The sequence below is a fragment of the Mesorhizobium sp. GbtcB19 genome, assembly GCF_019091085.1.
In the GTDB taxonomy this organism is placed as follows: domain Bacteria; phylum Pseudomonadota; class Alphaproteobacteria; order Rhizobiales; family Rhizobiaceae; genus Mesorhizobium.
Genome location: NZ_JAGXJY010000008.1, coordinates 94,805 through 110,420, shown reverse-complemented (window position 1 = coordinate 110,420; position 15,616 = coordinate 94,805). Strand labels below are relative to the sequence as shown.

Here is a 15,616-nt window from a genome sequence, read left to right as displayed (position 1 = left end):
CGATCAACTCAGAACGGGATCTCGTCGTCCAGTTCGCGCGACGAGCCGCCGCCGCCGCCCCTGGAACCACCGCCGCCGCCACGGCTGAAACCTTCATTCGGGCCGGACTGGCCGAAATCCGAGCCACGGCTGCTGCCGCCGCCGGAATAATTGCCGACCTGGCCGCCGCCGCCCTCGCCGCGCGCGTCGAGCATCTGCAATTCGCCGCGGAATTTCTGCAGCACGACTTCCGTCGTGTATCTGTCGGCACCGGTCTGGTCCTGCCATTTGCGGGTCTGCAGCTGGCCCTCGACATAGACCTTCATGCCTTTCTTCAGATATTGCTCCGCCACCTTGGCGAGCTGGTCATTGAAGATGACGACATTGTGCCACTCGGTCTTTTCCTTGCGCTCGCCCGAGTTCTTGTCGCGCCAGCTTTCCGACGTGGCGATGCGGATGTTGACGACCGGATCACCGGAATTCAGGCGGCGGATTTCAGGGTCCGCCCCGAGATTGCCGACCAGAATGACCTTGTTGACGCTACCCGCCATCGTACTTCTCCGCGCTCATCCGAAACAAATTTTAAGTCGCTCACCTTACAGCCTCAGGGCCGCCCATGCCTGCAAAGGCTGGCTTTTCCCACAAGGTTTTTGTTCTCTTTTCGTTCTAGTCACAACCGCCCTTTCTGTCAAGGAATGTCAGCAAAGGCCGCGCCTGAACGTGCGTTTGGATATGGCGATCAAATAGAAGCTTGCCAAATCAATAAGTATCGACTTATGCTTTGATCGTGATCGAAGCTGAGATTTTCCGCGCCCTGGCCGACCCGACGCGACGCGCCGTTTACGAGCGCCTGACCGCCAGCGAGATGACCGTGACCGAATTGCGCGCCGGCATGAGCGTGTCGCAGCCTGCGGTCTCGCAGCACCTCGCCGTGCTGCGCGGCGCCGGTCTGGTGGTCGAGCGGCGCTCGGGGCGCAACGCCTATTACCGCGCCGACCCGCAAGGGCTCGATCCGCTGCTCGGCTGGGTCGAACGTTACCGCGCCTTCTGGCCGGAACGCATCGAGAAGTTGAAGACGGTTCTGAAGGGAATGGACCAATGACAGCAACCGGAAAACCGACGGCCAACGAAGCGCCGCTCAGCTTCGAATGCGACCTTCCCGATCCGCCGGAAAAGGTCTGGCGGGCGCTGACCGAGCCGGAGCTGCTCGCCGCCTGGCTGATGCCGAACGACATGAAGGCGGAAGCCGGCAGGCATTTCAACTTTGCCGGACCGGATGCGCCGATCGAATGCGAGGTGATCGAGGCCGAGCCCGGCAAGCTGCTGCGCTATTCCTGGCGCGAGCGGCCCGGCGCAAGCGATGCGGACGAGTTTCCCGCCTTCAACAGCATCGTCACCTTCACGCTCGCCCGCACCGCCTCCGGCGGCACGCATTTGCGCATTGTCCATGACGGCTTCGTGCCGGTGGCCGCGCCTGTTCTTGCCGTTGCGGGCGCCGGTTGCGGGCTCTCGTTTTATGTCCGCAAAAATCCAGTCGCGGCCAATGCGCCCTGCATGATGCTGCGCGCCGCCTGATCGAAAGAGAAACGAGGAATCCGTCATGAGCATTGCCAATCTGGTGCCGATGGTGATCGAGCAATCGAGCCGCGGCGAACGTTCCTTCGACATCTTTTCGCGGCTGCTGCGCGAGCGCATCGTCTTCATCAACGGCGAGATCAACGACACCGTGTCGGCGCTGGTTTGCGCGCAATTGCTGTCGCTGGAGTCCGATCATCCCGACAAGGAGATCTCGCTCTACATCAATTCGCCGGGCGGCATGGTGACCAGCGGCTTCGCCATCTATGACACGATGCAATACATCTCCTGCCCGGTCTCGACGGTCTGCATGGGTTTTGCGGCGTCGATGGGTTCCTTCCTGCTGATGGCCGGCACGCCGGGACGCCGCATCGCGCTGCCCAACACCAGGATCGTGCTGCACCAGCCGCTCGGCGGTTTCCAGGGGCAGGCTTCCGATATCCAGCGCCATGCCGAGGACATCGTGCGCACCAAGCAGCATATGACCGAGCTCTATGCCAGGCATTGCGGGCGCACTTACGAAGAGGTCGAACGCACGCTCGACCGCGACTATTTCATGAGCGCCGCGGAAGCGAAGGAATGGGGCTTGGTCGACCACGTCTACGACACGCGCAAGAAGGCGGCCTGACGTCTGGCCGGACGCGCGGCAAATTGATTGGCTCGCGTCTGGCATCGCCGCGCTCGCGCCCCTATAGTTCGCGCATGATCAAGCCGCTGCAAACCAGGTATGTGTGCATTGCCCTCGCCGCCCTTGCCGGCGCGCTGACGGCCGGTACCGCATTTGCGGACGACAGCTCGTCGCAAAACCTGCCCGGCGTCAGCGGCGACTATCGCATCGCCAAGCCGGCGCCGCAGCCCGAGCCGGATGACGCGCTGCCAGCCGGCAGCGACGGCTCCTTCAAGATCGGCAACACCGATGTCAGGATCGGCGGCAGCATCACCGTCGACATGGCGACCGGCGGCACCAGGATTCCGAACCACTGACTTCTGACCAAGGCCGGCGCCACCCCTCATCTGGCTGCCGCCATCTTCTCCCCGTAAACGGGGCGAAGGACGCTGTCGTCTCCGATTTCGCCAATCACAAGCGTTGCAGGAAAAGCGCCGGCGTCGCGGCCAGCCTCTTTCTCCCCGTTTCGGGAAGAAATGCCCGGCAGGGCAATGAGGGGCGACGTCGACGCCTGGAGTGATTGGCGCCAGAAGGTTTGTCCTTGGTCGGCGGGCATGCACAAAAGTTAAGCCCCATCCCTGCTGTGCAGACGGATGGGGCTTCATGGATCTGAAATCCAACTTTAGCCGGGAGTGGACTGCCGGCGTTCTGTTTCGGATGCAACGCGGCTTTCAGCCGACGATCCGACTACGGTCTCTGATTGTTGGGATTCGGCAAGTCACGGTTTGTCGGGCTGGCGTTTCAAGTCTGCCCTGGCACTTATGCCCGCCGCGGCTCCATCTCGGTGTGGAGCCTCAAGGGACTGTCCGGTGGCGTCATGCTCCGCTCCTGGGTCCGTTGCGACATGTCGTTCGAAGCGCAAATCGCTATCACCTGCGGCGTCTCGCAGGCCGCCTGTTGGGCGGCGAGGCCATCGAAAGACGGCCGGCTCCGTTGACGCGTTTGAGACTGCTCCCGTGAGTCGCTGGCGTCAACCGTTGAATAGCCGGTTACGGAAAAATGTGATCTCTTGGAGGTTACGTCCAGGTAAGTCCAGCGTCTCTGTGGATCCAAAGCGGCGGGCGCTTGTGGCATCTCTTTCCACAGCGCTTTGTCAGGAGCGTGTTCGGCCTTTGTTCTTTCCGCTTGCCCGCTCGCGCGAAAGACGGTTAAACCCGTAATTGGCTTCCTCCGTCGAGATTGTGGCGTCTCTCGACGTGGCGGCGAAAATACCTACATAGGGGATGGCCGGGACAAACCCGCCCAATCCAGCACATTCCAGATCTGAGGCGGCGACCGGCAATGGCCGACCATAAATACCTTTCCATTCGCGGGGCGCGCGAACACAATCTGAAAAATGTCGATCTCGACCTGCCGCGCGACAGCCTGATCGTCATGACTGGCCTGTCGGGCTCCGGCAAGTCGTCGCTCGCTTTCGACACCATCTATGCCGAGGGTCAGCGTCGCTATGTCGAAAGCCTCTCGGCCTATGCCCGCCAGTTCCTGGAGATGATGCAGAAGCCGGACGTCGACCAGATCGACGGGCTGTCGCCCGCCATCTCGATCGAGCAGAAGACCACGTCGCGCAATCCGCGCTCGACAGTCGGCACGGTCACCGAAATCTACGACTATATGCGCCTGCTGTTCGCGCGCGTCGGCATCCCCTATTCGCCCGCCACCGGCCTGCCGATCGAGAGCCAGACGGTCAGCCAGATGGTCGACCGCGTGCTGGCGCTGGACGAAGGCACCCGCCTGTTCCTGCTGGCGCCGATCGTGCGCGGCCGCAAGGGCGAGTACCGCAAGGAACTCCTGGAACTGCAGAAGAAAGGCTTCCAGCGGGTCAAGGTCGACGGCATCTTCTACGAGATCGCCGACGTGCCGGCGCTGGACAAGAAGTACAAGCACGACATCGACGTCGTCGTCGACCGCATCGTCGTGCGCGGCGACCTGGCGACCCGGCTCGCGGACTCGATGGAGACAGCGCTGAAACTCGCCGACGGCCTCGCCGTGGCCGAGTTCGCCGACCGGCCGCTCGACGCCAGCCTGACCGGCGAGGACTCGGTCAACAAGTCGAAGAACGAGACGCATGAGCGCATCCTGTTCTCGGAAAAGTTTGCCTGCCCGGTCTCCGGCTTCACGATCCCGGAGATCGAGCCCAGACTGTTCTCCTTCAACAACCCGTTCGGTGCCTGCCCGACCTGCGATGGCCTCGGCAGCCAGCGCGCCATCGACCCCAACCTGGTGGTCCCTGACGAGAACGTCTCGCTGCGCGACGGCGCCATCAGCCCGTGGGCGAAGTCGACCTCGCCCTATTACGCGCAGACGCTGGAAGCGCTCGGCAAGACCTATGGCTTCAAGCTCGGCGACAAGTTCAAGGATCTGAGCGCGGAGGCGAAAGAAGCCGTGCTGCATGGCACCGGCGAGCGCGAGATCACCTTCCAGTATGACGACGGCCTGCGCTCCTACAAGACCACCAAGACCTTCGAGGGCGTGATCCCCAATCTCGACCGGCGCTGGAAGGAAACGGAATCGGCCTGGATGCGCGAGGAGATCGAGCGCTTCATGTCGGCCACCCCCTGCCCCGCCTGCAACGGCTACCGGCTGAAGCCGGAAGCGCTGGCGGTGAAGATCGGCGGCAAGCATATTGGCGAGGTCACCGAACAGTCGATCCGCAAGGCCGACCAGTGGTTCACCGACCTGCCGGCGCAGTTGAACGACAAGCAGAACGAGATCGCAGTGCGCGTGCTCAAGGAGATCCGAGAGCGGCTGCGCTTCCTCAACGATGTCGGCCTCGACTATCTGACCTTGTCGCGCAATTCCGGCACGCTGTCGGGCGGCGAGAGCCAGCGCATCCGCCTCGCCTCGCAGATCGGCTCCGGCCTAACCGGCGTGCTCTATGTGCTGGACGAGCCGTCGATAGGCCTGCACCAGCGCGACAATGCGCGCCTGCTCGACACGCTGAAGCATCTGCGCGACATCGGCAACACGGTGATCGTCGTCGAGCATGACGAGGACGCCATCCTGCATGCCGACTATGTCGTCGACATCGGCCCGGCTGCCGGCATCCATGGCGGCCGCATCATCGCGCAGGGCACGCCGCAGCAGATCATGGCGACGCCTGCCTCGATCACCGGCAAATATCTTTCCGGCGAGCTCGAAGTGGCGACGCCGTCCGTGCGCCGCGAGGCCAAGAAGAACCGGCGGATAAAAGTCGTCGGCGCGCGCGGCAACAATCTGAAGAACGTCACGGCGGAGATCCCGCTCGGCACCTTCACCGCTGTCACCGGCGTGTCCGGCGGCGGCAAGTCGACCTTCCTGATCGAGACCTTGTTCAAGGCGGCCTCGCGCCGCATCATGGGCTCGCGCGAGCATCCGGCCGAGCATGACCGCATCGAGGGGCTGGAGTTCCTCGACAAGGTCATCGACATCGACCAGTCGCCCATTGGGCGCACGCCGCGCTCCAACCCGGCGACCTATACCGGCGCCTTCACGCCGATCCGCGACTGGTTCGCCGGGCTCCCCGAAGCGAAGGCGCGCGGCTATCAGCCGGGCCGCTTCTCCTTCAACGTCAAGGGCGGCCGCTGCGAGGCCTGCCAGGGCGACGGCGTGATCAAGATCGAGATGCACTTCCTGCCGGACGTCTACGTCACCTGCGACGTCTGCCACGGCAAGCGCTACAACCGCGAGACGCTCGATGTCCTGTTCAAGGGCAAGTCGATCGCCGATGTGCTCGACATGACGGTCGAGGAAGGTGTCGACTTCTTCTCGGCGGTGCCCGGCGTGCGCGACAAGCTGGAGACGCTGAAGCAGGTCGGGCTGGGCTATATCCATATCGGCCAGCAGGCGACGACTTTGTCCGGCGGCGAGGCCCAGCGCATCAAGCTCGCCAAGGAATTGTCGCGCAAGGCGACCGGCAAGACGCTTTACATCCTCGACGAGCCGACCACCGGCCTGCATTTCCACGACGTCGCCAAGCTGTTGGAAGTGCTGCATGAACTGGTCGACCAGGGCAACACCGTGGTGGTCATCGAGCACAATCTCGAAGTGATCAAAACCGCCGACTGGGTGCTCGATCTCGGCCCCGAGGGCGGCGATGGCGGCGGTGAGTTGGTCGCGTCAGGCACCCCGGAAGCGATCGTCCGCGAGAAGCGCAGCTACACCGGCCAGTTCCTGAAGGAGCTTCTGGAGCGCCGCCCCGGAGGCAAGCGCGAAGCGGCCGAGTGATGGCGAACAACGGCCTCGTCTCCGTCGAAAGCCGGTTCGGCGTGGCCGAAACCATCGACCGATTGGTCGCGACCGTCACCGGCGCCGGAATGCGCGTCTTCGCCCGCATCGACCATGCCGCCGGCGCGCATGAAGTCGGCACTTCGCTGCGCCCGACCGAGCTTTTGATCTTCGGCCATCCGAAAGGCGGGACGCCGTTGATGCAGGACCCGCAACTGTCTGGCATCGACCTGCCGATCAAGGCGCTGGCCTGGGAGGATGAGCAGGGCAAGGTCTGGCTGTCCTACAACGATGCGCAATGGCTCGCCGAACGGCATGGCCTGGGCGGTGCCAGCCGTAGTGTCGTTGCAGCGATTGCCGTGGGCCAGGAAAAGGTTGCCGAGAACGCAGCTGGTGCAAATCCCGAAGTGAGCTAAACGTGACTGACGTTATTAACCGCCTGCGAGACCTTGAGGCGAGAGCCATTCGGATGGCCGAAACTGACATTGCGCCGGACTTGAAACCGGCGAGAAAACTCTACCAGGAGCGCATCAGCCAACTGGAGAACTGCCATTCCAAATCATGGTTCGGCGATCACTCTTCTACCTACTACCAAGGATTTCGTTCCCCACCGTCGGGGCGGAGTTTTGATGTGGAATGGGGGTTTGTGCCTGGGTTCAATGGGTCGCACAATCCGGGTTGGCGCATCTTTACGAGGGAGGAAATCCGGGAATTTGTGTTCGCTGGGGTCGGGGAAGAAGTCTTCCATGCTTTTTACGCGCTATCTGACAGGCTTCATACCGACTTTGCCAATCTACACGATCAAGTGCTTGATGCGTTAGAAGCTGCGGAGAGGCAGTTCAAAGACGCCTCACTATCTCGCTATTTGACTCGTGTTCGGGAGAAAATCACCCCTTACGGCTTTGGGGATTTTGTCAACGCGCGCCTCCGTAGCGTACCAAGGATGACACGTGATTCCGAAGAGATTTCGAAGGGACAGACTGTTCCTGCGCACGTTCAATATCAGGCTGCGATAACCTCTGTAGAAATAAACAAAAGACGACTTAGCGACCTAACAACATGCATAAGAAATGCGATTGAGGTACTTGTGCTCATGGAGCCAAAACAGCAATCAACGTCGAACTCAAATAGAATTTTCATAGGGCACGGCAGGTCAGCCCAATGGCGAATCCTAAAGGACTTCGTGCGGGATCGCCTAGGCTTGCCGTATGATGAGTTTAATCGAATACCAACGGCTGGAGTGGGGACACAGGAGCGATTGTCCGAAATGCTTCAGGAGTGTGGATTTGCGTTTTTGCTTCTAACAGGTGAGGACCTACACGACGACAAGTCGCTTCATGCCCGTGAAAATGTTGTCCACGAGGCTGGGCTGTTTCAAGGGAAGCTGGGCTGGCGGAAGGCAATCATCCTCTTGGAGGAAGGGTGCGAAGAATTCTCAAACATCATTGGTCTTGGGCAGATTAGATTCCCCACAGGGAACATCGGCGCGATTTTCGAAGATGTTCGGGCTGTCCTGGAGCGCGAAGGCCTGATTACCGAACAGGTGACAGGACGTAAGGTGTACAGTGACGATTAGGATCGCCCGCCCCGGCGATCTCAGCGCGATCGTCGCGCTGACCACGCAGGCCTATGCCCCGTACACCGCCCTGTTCGGCGCGCCGCCGATCCCGGTGACCGAGGATTATGCGCCGCGCATCGAGCGCGGCGAGGTCTGGCTGCTTGAAGATGGCTCCGATCTTGCCGGGCTGCTCGTCCTCGAGCGGCATGAGGACCACGCCATGATCTTCAGCGTTGCGGTTTCACCGGCCTTCCAGGGCAAAAAGCTCGGCATCGCGCTGCTCAACTTCGCCGACGAGCAGACGCGTTCATGGGGCTTGCCGGAGGTGCGGCTCTACACCAATTCGCGCATGGAGCGGAACATCGCGCTTTATTCGGCCTATGGCTATCGGGAAACGGGTCGTCGCGCCAATCCATACCGACCAGGATGGACGGTGGTCGACATGGCCAAGCCGGTCGGCAAGGCCGCCTGATCGCATTTTGAAAACGGGAGGAAGACGATGAGCCAAGGAACGATCCGCTCCGGCATGGGCGGCTGGACTTTCGAGCCCTGGGACACCTCCTTCTATCCGGAGAAGCTCGCCAAGGCCAAGCAGCTGCATTACGCCAGCCGCCAGGTGCCGAGCATCGAGGTCAATGGCACCTATTATTCCAGCTTCAAGGAACCGACCTTCCTGAAATGGGCCGCCGACGCGCCGGACGGTTTCGTCTTCTCGCTCAAGGGCAACCGCTTCGTCACCAACCGCCGCGTGCTCGGTGAAGCCGGTGAATCGATGATGCGCTTCCTCGGCTCGGGCGTCGCCGCGCTCGGCGAGAAGCTCGGGCCGATCCTCTGGCAGTTCGCGCCCACCAAGAAATTCGATGCCGACGATTTCGAAGCTTTCCTCAAGCTTCTGCCCGAAAAGCAGGACGGCGTGGCCTTGCGCCACGCGCTGGAGGTGCGCCACGACAGCTTCGTCGTGCCGGAATTCCCGGCGCTGGCGCGCAAATACAACGCCGCGATCGTCTATGCCGACCACGCAAAGTATCCAGCGATCGCCGACGTCACCGGCGACTTCGTCTATGCGCGATTGCAGACCGGCAACGACGACAATCCCGACTGCTACACGCCGAAAGGCCTGGATGAATGGGCGGTACGCGTGAAGACCTGGGCGGACGGCAAGCAGCCCGCCGACCTGCCGCGCGCCGACCCCAAGACCGACGCGCCGGTCAAGCCGCGCGACGTGTTCGCCTACTTCATCACCGAGGGCAAGGTGCGCGCGCCGTTCGGCGCCATGGCGCTGATGAAGCGGGTTTCGGCATAGCGATTCTGGAAAGTTCGCGCGTCGGCGACTGGAGCAGCTCAGCTACTGAGCTGCTCCAGTCAAGCCGACCGCCCCGCGCGTGCGTTAAAGCTTCAGGTCGAGACCGACGCTGATCGTGTGCTGGTTGCGGCCGTTGCCGAACTGCCCGCCATAGGTGGAGGTCACGGCAAAGTCGGGCGTGATATTCGCCGAAATCCCGGCCTCCACACGGCCGAACGCGCCCTTTTGCGTTTCGATGTCGCTCACGAAGGCTGTCGACGAGGTGGTGTAGGTCGTCGACACGCTGTCGTTGCCGAGGAAGCTGTCGCCGATGCCGGCGCTGACGAAACCGCGCAGCCTGCCGCCATTGGCCATGGCCCAGTCCCGCGCCGCCGAAACGCCGACGAAGCCATCGAGGTGGTCGACGGAATAAGACGGGACATCGAGGTTACCGGTGCCGGCGTCGGTTTCCGTATAGCCGTCGACATGCGTGCGCAGATAGGAGAGGTTCGCGAACGGCGTGATGGTGGCCACCGGCATGTCGAAAGGCTGCGCCGCGCCGATGCGCGCGCCGAAACTGCTGCCGTCGATATCGGCATTCGCCGTGCCCGCGCCCGCGGTACGCGAATAGGTCCAGGATTCGCTCGAGAGCGAGATCCGCGCATCCAGGATGGTGCCGGTAGGCGCCTGCCACCGGGCATAGGGCGACACGGTATACTGCTTGTTGGTGATGTCGGAATAGACATCGCCGATGTCGCCGCTGCCGCGCGCATAGCCGCCGGCGATGCCGACCAACAGTCCCGACGCGAAATTATGCTCGATGCCGATGCCGGCCAGGTAGCCGTCGAAATCGAGATCGCCCGCGGCGTAGTCGCGCGAGCCGGTCGTGTAGCCGCCGAAGAGATAGCTGCGCGTGCCGTCGACATTGGTGATGGCGACCTTGCCGCCCTTCTCGCCGATCTCGTTGGCGAGAGCCGCCGCGCCGTCCTGCTTTGCGCCGGGAGCGGTCTCGGCTGCATATTGCAGCGCGCCGGTCGCCAATGCCGGGGCGTAGTAACCGTTCGTCCAGATCACCGCATCGCGGTTGAGTATCCCATCGAAGGCGTCATGCATGCTCTGCGACAGGCCGGTCACCGCGCCGGCGGCAGGCAGGCTGCCGTCAACCAGCACATTCCAGTTCACCAATGTCTGGAGCTGCTCTACCGTCAGGCCGTCGAACACTGGGCTGTTGACGAAGAGCTGCGCTTGCTGGATCGCCAGCGCGACGTCCTGCGCGTAGACGGATCCGCCGCCGTCCGGCTGGCGCGCATTGTCGCCAAACAGGATATCGACATTCATGATCGACACTGTTTGGCCTGGAGCAACCGTCAACGGATAGACGATATACGGATTGTCGTCACCATTGACGAAATGGGTCGTGGTCTGGCTGAACGCATAATCATTGTTGCCATAGAGATGGGCAATGACCGGATCCGTCGATTCGGCTCCGGGAGCACCTTGGCCGGTTACCACATAGCCTGGCCCTGAGGCGTGCACGTACGTGTTGCTATCGGAGCCAAGGTTGCCTCCGAACGCGACATTGGCGGTAATGGCGCTGCCCGTATTGTTCGTGAAGCTGTCAAACCAGCGAATGGAATTGGCCGGCAATCCCGGTACCGCGACGTAGGACTCGGTCTGGCGTGCAGCGGTCAGACCGTTGAATGGCGTTGCATAGGGGCTCTGATAGACGTTGCCGCTGGTGGTGGTACCGTAGATAGCTCCCCAACCGTCATATGCATCGGTCACGACGTGGTCGGTTGCACTTGCTTCCCTCACGCCGCCAGCGATGGAAGACGTATTGGCAATGGCAGAGTCTATTCCGGGGCCGATATAGGATGCGTTGTTGCGGGTGCTGCAATAGTCAGTCGGGTTGGAACTGGAGCAGATTTGAAACTGGATGACACTCTGGCCCGCATATGCTCCGCCCGCCGGCAGCGCAAGCGCGAGCACGGAAACCGAGGCAAACAAGCCCGCTGTCAGAAATTTCATGCTATTCCCCACCACCCGTAGACTCCGCCCTCGGCGAATGTCGTAACCCTACGTAACCGTCTTTATATGCCTCAACAATTAGTGTTTTCTGACAGGATTAGGGATTGGTAATTAAGTTGCAGAATAGCAACAGTTTCTCACTGGAACGCCTCATTGCCGAAGCTCGCAGGCTGCACCTTGCCGGCGATTTCAGGCGCGCCCGTGCCACCGCCGAAGCGGTTCTGCGCAATGCACCGAAAAACCTGCAGGCGCTCGAAGTCGTTGCGCTGGTGGAGATGGAGCATGGCGATCTTGCCGAGGCGATCCGCCTCGTCAAACGCATCGCCAAGGAACTGCCGGGCAGCGCCGAAGCGCAATACAACCTGGCCCTGGCCTATCGCTATTCCGGACGCCTGCAACTGGCGGCTTCGGGTTTCAGCCTGGCGCTCAAGCTCAATCCTGGATTGGGCCGCGCCCGGGCCGAACTGGCCAACACCTACGCAAATCTCGGACAGTTCGACAGCCTGGCCCGGGTCTGCCGGACGATGATCGAAATAAATCCCAACGACCCACGCCCGTACAGCCATCTCGCTTTCAATCTGCCCGAAGCCTTGTCCGATCAGGATTTCGCGCTGATGCGCAAGGCCGGCAGCGATCCGAAGGTCCCACACGGTACGAGGACCAGCTTTCTCTTTTCGGTGGCCGAAATCCTTCGGCGCCGGGGCATGCATGACGAGTCATTCGCGGCGCTGAAAGAGGCCAACGATCTGACCGTGTCGACGCTCCGTGACGCGACCGTGCCGACCAGCGCCATCGCCCCCGCCGGGGAGAAGCCCCGGCTGACCACGCCGGAAGCGGCGGCAACGGCTCACGCGCTCGTCTGCAACTATGTCACGGACCTGTTCACGCCGGATTTCATGGCGCGGTTTGGTGGCCATGGCGAGCGCAGCCGCGTTCCGGTTTTCATCCAAGCTCGGTCGCGTTCGGGCTCGACGCTGGTCGAGCAGATACTGGCCAGCCACCCAGGCGTCTTCGGCGCCGGCGAAATCCCCGATCTGTCCATCTTGACCAACATGCGCTGGCCCTATGGCGGCCCGAGCAGCGACGGTGGCAAGCGCCCGGAAGAACCGCCTGCTCCCGTCGCCAGTTATTTCCGCGATATCGGCCGCGAATACATCGCCAGGCTTCGCAAGATCGACGCGCAGGCCTCGATGATCGTCAACAAGATGCTCGGCAACTACGTTCATATCGGCATGATCGACCTTTGCCTTCCCGATGCCGTCATCATCGACATCCGGCGTGAAGCCGTCGACAACTGCCTCGCGTGTTACCAACGCCAGTTCCGCACCGGACATGAGTTCACTTACGACCTTGACGCGTTGGGCGCGCAGTATCGCCGCTACGTGGCCGTCATGGAGCATTGGGACCGCGTCCTGCCCGGAAGGGTATTGCGGGTCGGTTACGAGGAATTGGTCGGCGATCCGGAACCGCAAGTCCGTCGGCTTCTCGATCATTGCGGCCTGCCTTGGAACGACGAGGTGATGCGCTTCCACGAAAACGCCCGCCCCGTCCGCACCGCCAGCCTCTCGCAGGTCAGGCGCCCGATCAGCACGGCATCGGTCGCCAAGTGGAAGCCCTATGCGCGACACCTCGGTCCCCTCTTCGAGAGCCTGGGAGAGCTCGCGCCTGTGCTGCCAGCCCATCCGACACCGCCGCTGCCTGTCAGCCGCCCCCAATCGGACGAAACCCTCGCATCTTCTCGCCTATCGTAACGTAATCGATACTTCCTTGCTGCACTAATGGACCTACGCCAGGTTGTAAAACCCGGCACCGGCTAGGACGCGTGCATGCTGCTCGACTACAACTCCCTGCTTCTGGCCGTCGGCTTCTCGGCCGCTTGCCTCAGCCTCACGCTGTTCGGAACCTGGCTGGCCGCCCGTTCCGACAGGTTCCTGCTGACCTGGGCGATCAGCGTGCTGGTCGTGGTGATGGAAGTCTTTGCCTATGACGCCTATATCAAGGCGCCCGGAAACGCGCTTGGCGTGCTGACGCTGGCGCTGCTTCTGTTCGGCTTCTCGGTCATGCTGGGCGCCGCCCATCAATACAGGACAAGACGCTCGCCCGTGCCGCTGATCGCGCTTGGCGCCGGCTGCTCCTTTGCGCTCGCGCTGCCGCCGATGGCGCTCGGCTATGACGGACTGGGCTTCATGCTGGAAAACGCGCTGGCCGCGCTGCTGCTGTTCGGCACCGCGTATCAATATTGGCGTGGCCGCGCGGAGGCGCCCGTCCATCTCATCGGCGTGGCGCTGCTTTATTCGCTGACCGCCATATCCTTCGTGCTGTGCGCGGCGGTGCTCGCATGGGACGGCAAAATGGTCCTCGGCCACGCGCCGAGCAACTGGGCCGAGGACCTGAGCCTCGTCATCGTCATCGCCTCGATGACCGGTATCGGCGCCTTGTCGCTGGCGCTCAACCAGGGGCGGCTCGCCCGCCATCATCAGCGCGAAGCGCAGACCGATGCACTCACCGGACTGCTCAACCGCCGCGCGCTGTTCGACCTGCACGGCAGGACGCCCGTCAGCGCCTTCACGGCGGTGGTGGTTTTCGACCTCGACGGCTTCAAGGCGATCAACGACCAGTTCGGCCATGCCGCCGGTGACGAAGTGCTGAGGGTCTTTGCCGAAGTGCTGTCCGCCAATCTGCGTCCCAACGACATTGCCGCCCGCATGGGCGGCGAGGAGTTCGCGCTGGTCTTGAAACGCGCTTTGCCCGAGATGGTCGAGGCTACGGCCGAACGCATCCGGCTGGCCTTCGCGGCGCGCGCGGTCGAGACCGAGAGCGGTGAGTTGAGATGCACGGTCAGCGCCGGCTTCGCCTTCGGCAGCAACGAAGGCTCAAGCTTCGATAAGGTGCTCAGCGCCGCCGACAAGGCGCTCTATGCCGCAAAACGCGGCGGCCGCAACCGCGTGCTGGATTTCCGCCGCGCCGGCTAGGCCGTATACTCGCAGGCCCGCAGCCATACCGAGGCGAGTTAGGGTCGCTAGCGCTGGAGCGCGGGACCGGCTCGCCCCCAGGGTTACCCACGCCTTACCGAGCCTTCGTCCAGCCGTCCAATCATAGCAGGGACCCATCGCACCGCAAATTGCGGTGGCCCGTTTATGAGTGCACGGCCTAGTTCAGAATGAACGCAAGCCTTCAATGGTGTGAGATCACATCGTAGAAAGCGTCGAGATCGACGTAGAAAACCTTGGTGATCTCATCAAGGAGATGATCCTCGTCATAGCCTTGCGACATCAGGATGTTGATCGCGGTCATGATATCGACGCGCTCGGTCAGGCGCCGCTTCTGGTAGTCCTCGACAAAACGTTCCATCGCCGTCCCCTGGCAAGCTTGTTTGGACGCATTGACCGACAATCACTGCGGGGAAAGCTAGCCAGGCTTGCTTGCGTGGAACTTGCGGGCGGTGTCCGCGCCTTCCCCCTCATTCGCGACTGGTACGGAAAGCGGCCGACTCACCAAGGCCAAGAAAAAGACTAGCACGCGGCCCATGGTCCGCTAGGGTTAGACAGGGTTGCATGGAAGAAATATTGGACCTGCTGTCGTTTCGCGACCCGGACGAAGTCGAGCAACCGCTCTAGACTGTCAGGAACTTCCTCACGTCCGCCCGATCGAGATCCTCGGCCGGACCGGTATGCACGATCTGGCCGCGATCCATGATGTTGACCTCGTCGGCAAGCTCGCGGCAGAAGTCGAGATATTGCTCGACCAGAAGCACGGCGATCCCAGCCTGGTCGCGCAGGTAGCGGATGGCGCGGCCGATATCCTTGATGATCGACGGCTGGATGCCTTCGGTCGGCTCGTCGAGCACCAGGAGCTTCGGCCGCATCACCAGCGCGCGGCCGATGGCGAGTTGCTGCTGCTGTCCGCCGGACAGGTCGCCGCCGCGACGGCCGAGCATCTGCTTCAAGACCGGGAACAGTTCGAAGACATGCGCCGGAACATTGCGGTCGGCGCGCCTGAGTGGCGCGAAGCCGGATTCCAGGTTCTCGCGCACCGTCAGCAGCGGGAACACCTCCCTGCCCTGCGGCACGAATGCGATGCCCGACCGGGCGCGATCATACGCCGCGCTCCGGTCGAGCGCCTTCCCCTCGAAGGCAACGCTTCCGCTCGTCAGCCGGTGATGGCCGACGATGGATCTCATCAAACTGGTCTTGCCGACGCCGTTGCGGCCGAGCACGCAGGTGATTTTGCCTGCGCCTGCCTTCAGCGACACGCCGCGCAGCGCCTGGGCGGCGCCATAGTGAAGCGTGGCATTGGAGACTTCGAGCATGGTCAGCTCCTTCTC

The 15,616-nt window shown here is 62.4% G+C and carries 15 protein-coding genes; 11 read left to right on the top strand and 4 right to left on the bottom strand.

Going from position 1 to position 15,616, the window contains the following annotated elements; genetic code table 11:
* Positions 1-8: 8 nt before the first annotated feature.
* Complete coding sequence (locus KVT37_RS15985; RefSeq protein WP_217574653.1) at positions 9-530, bottom strand: single-stranded DNA-binding protein; 522 nt, start codon at positions 528-530, stop codon at positions 9-11.
* Positions 531-766: 236 nt separating this feature from the next.
* On the opposite strand from KVT37_RS15985, the gene KVT37_RS15980 reads away from it, so the two are divergent.
* The 9 genes from KVT37_RS15980 to KVT37_RS15940 all read left to right on the top strand — a co-directional run bounded on the left by KVT37_RS15980 (position 767) and on the right by KVT37_RS15940 (position 9,285).
* Positions 767-1,081: a helix-turn-helix transcriptional regulator gene (locus KVT37_RS15980; RefSeq protein ID WP_217574651.1), complete on the top strand. Its 315-nt coding sequence runs from the start codon at positions 767-769 to the stop codon at positions 1,079-1,081.
* Positions 1,078-1,554, top strand: a complete 477-nt coding sequence (locus KVT37_RS15975; RefSeq protein WP_217574649.1) for an SRPBCC domain-containing protein — start codon at positions 1,078-1,080, stop codon at positions 1,552-1,554. The genes KVT37_RS15980 and KVT37_RS15975 overlap by 4 nt, the downstream gene beginning before the upstream one ends.
* Positions 1,555-1,579: 25 nt before the next feature.
* Complete coding sequence (locus tag KVT37_RS15970) at positions 1,580-2,182, top strand: ATP-dependent Clp protease proteolytic subunit (RefSeq protein WP_127863845.1); 603 nt, start codon at positions 1,580-1,582, stop codon at positions 2,180-2,182.
* A gap of 101 nt (positions 2,183-2,283) precedes the next feature.
* Entirely contained in the window at positions 2,284-2,538 is a 255-nt protein-coding gene (locus KVT37_RS15965) for a hypothetical protein (protein ID WP_308642632.1), read from the top strand.
* Positions 2,539-3,502: 964 nt separating this feature from the next.
* Positions 3,503-6,424: an excinuclease ABC subunit UvrA gene (gene uvrA / locus KVT37_RS15960; RefSeq protein WP_217574647.1), complete on the top strand. Its 2,922-nt coding sequence runs from the start codon at positions 3,503-3,505 to the stop codon at positions 6,422-6,424.
* Positions 6,424-6,840, top strand: coding sequence for a DUF302 domain-containing protein (locus KVT37_RS15955; protein ID WP_217574645.1), 417 nt, complete (start codon positions 6,424-6,426; stop codon positions 6,838-6,840). Before uvrA ends, KVT37_RS15955 begins: the two co-directional genes overlap by 1 nt.
* A 53-nt stretch (positions 6,841-6,893) precedes the next feature.
* Positions 6,894-8,000: a TIR domain-containing protein gene (locus tag KVT37_RS15950; RefSeq protein ID WP_217574643.1), complete on the top strand. Its 1,107-nt coding sequence runs from the start codon at positions 6,894-6,896 to the stop codon at positions 7,998-8,000.
* Entirely contained in the window at positions 7,990-8,454 is a 465-nt protein-coding gene (locus tag KVT37_RS15945; RefSeq protein ID WP_217574641.1) for a GNAT family N-acetyltransferase, read from the top strand. The genes KVT37_RS15950 and KVT37_RS15945 overlap by 11 nt, the downstream gene beginning before the upstream one ends.
* A gap of 27 nt (positions 8,455-8,481) precedes the next feature.
* A complete protein-coding gene (locus KVT37_RS15940; RefSeq protein WP_217574639.1) occupies positions 8,482-9,285 on the top strand; it encodes a DUF72 domain-containing protein in 804 nt (267 codons plus the stop codon).
* 84 nt (positions 9,286-9,369) lie between these two features.
* On the opposite strand, the gene KVT37_RS33935 is transcribed toward KVT37_RS15940, so the two are convergent.
* Positions 9,370-11,049, bottom strand: a complete 1,680-nt coding sequence (locus KVT37_RS33935; protein ID WP_217574637.1) for an autotransporter outer membrane beta-barrel domain-containing protein — start codon at positions 11,047-11,049, stop codon at positions 9,370-9,372.
* A 359-nt stretch (positions 11,050-11,408) separates the two neighbouring features.
* Between KVT37_RS33935 and KVT37_RS15930 the strand changes: the two genes are divergently transcribed.
* Entirely contained in the window at positions 11,409-13,043 is a 1,635-nt protein-coding gene (locus KVT37_RS15930; RefSeq protein WP_217574634.1) for a sulfotransferase, read from the top strand.
* A gap of 75 nt (positions 13,044-13,118) precedes the next feature.
* The gene (locus KVT37_RS15925; RefSeq protein ID WP_217574632.1) at positions 13,119-14,264 is read left to right on the top strand and encodes a GGDEF domain-containing protein; all 1,146 of its coding nucleotides are present in this window, start codon (positions 13,119-13,121) and stop codon (positions 14,262-14,264) included.
* Between the two features lie 202 nt (positions 14,265-14,466).
* Here the strand turns inward: KVT37_RS15925 and KVT37_RS15920 are convergent, their stop codons facing one another.
* On the bottom strand, positions 14,467-14,643 hold the full coding sequence (locus KVT37_RS15920) for a hypothetical protein (protein WP_217574631.1): 177 nt from the start codon (positions 14,641-14,643) through the stop codon (positions 14,467-14,469).
* Between the two features lie 262 nt (positions 14,644-14,905).
* Complete coding sequence (gene urtE / locus KVT37_RS15915) at positions 14,906-15,601, bottom strand: urea ABC transporter ATP-binding subunit UrtE (protein ID WP_127226179.1); 696 nt, start codon at positions 15,599-15,601, stop codon at positions 14,906-14,908.
* Positions 15,602-15,616 lie beyond the last annotated feature (15 nt).

Coding starts and splice junctions, on each gene's coding strand:
- KVT37_RS15985 (WP_217574653.1), bottom strand. CDS start 530: ATGGCGGGTAGCGTCAACAAGGTCATTCTGGTCGGCAATCTCGGGGCG.
- KVT37_RS15975 (WP_217574649.1), top strand. CDS start 1,078: ATGACAGCAACCGGAAAACCGACGGCCAACGAAGCGCCGCTCAGCTTC.
- KVT37_RS15970 (WP_127863845.1), top strand. CDS start 1,580: ATGAGCATTGCCAATCTGGTGCCGATGGTGATCGAGCAATCGAGCCGC.
- uvrA (WP_217574647.1), top strand. CDS start 3,503: ATGGCCGACCATAAATACCTTTCCATTCGCGGGGCGCGCGAACACAAT.
- KVT37_RS15955 (WP_217574645.1), top strand. CDS start 6,424: ATGGCGAACAACGGCCTCGTCTCCGTCGAAAGCCGGTTCGGCGTGGCC.
- KVT37_RS15950 (WP_217574643.1), top strand. CDS start 6,894: ATGGCCGAAACTGACATTGCGCCGGACTTGAAACCGGCGAGAAAACTC.
- KVT37_RS15940 (WP_217574639.1), top strand. CDS start 8,482: ATGAGCCAAGGAACGATCCGCTCCGGCATGGGCGGCTGGACTTTCGAG.
- KVT37_RS15925 (WP_217574632.1), top strand. CDS start 13,119: ATGCTGCTCGACTACAACTCCCTGCTTCTGGCCGTCGGCTTCTCGGCC.
- KVT37_RS15920 (WP_217574631.1), bottom strand. CDS start 14,643: ATGGAACGTTTTGTCGAGGACTACCAGAAGCGGCGCCTGACCGAGCGC.
- urtE (WP_127226179.1), bottom strand. CDS start 15,601: ATGCTCGAAGTCTCCAATGCCACGCTTCACTATGGCGCCGCCCAGGCG.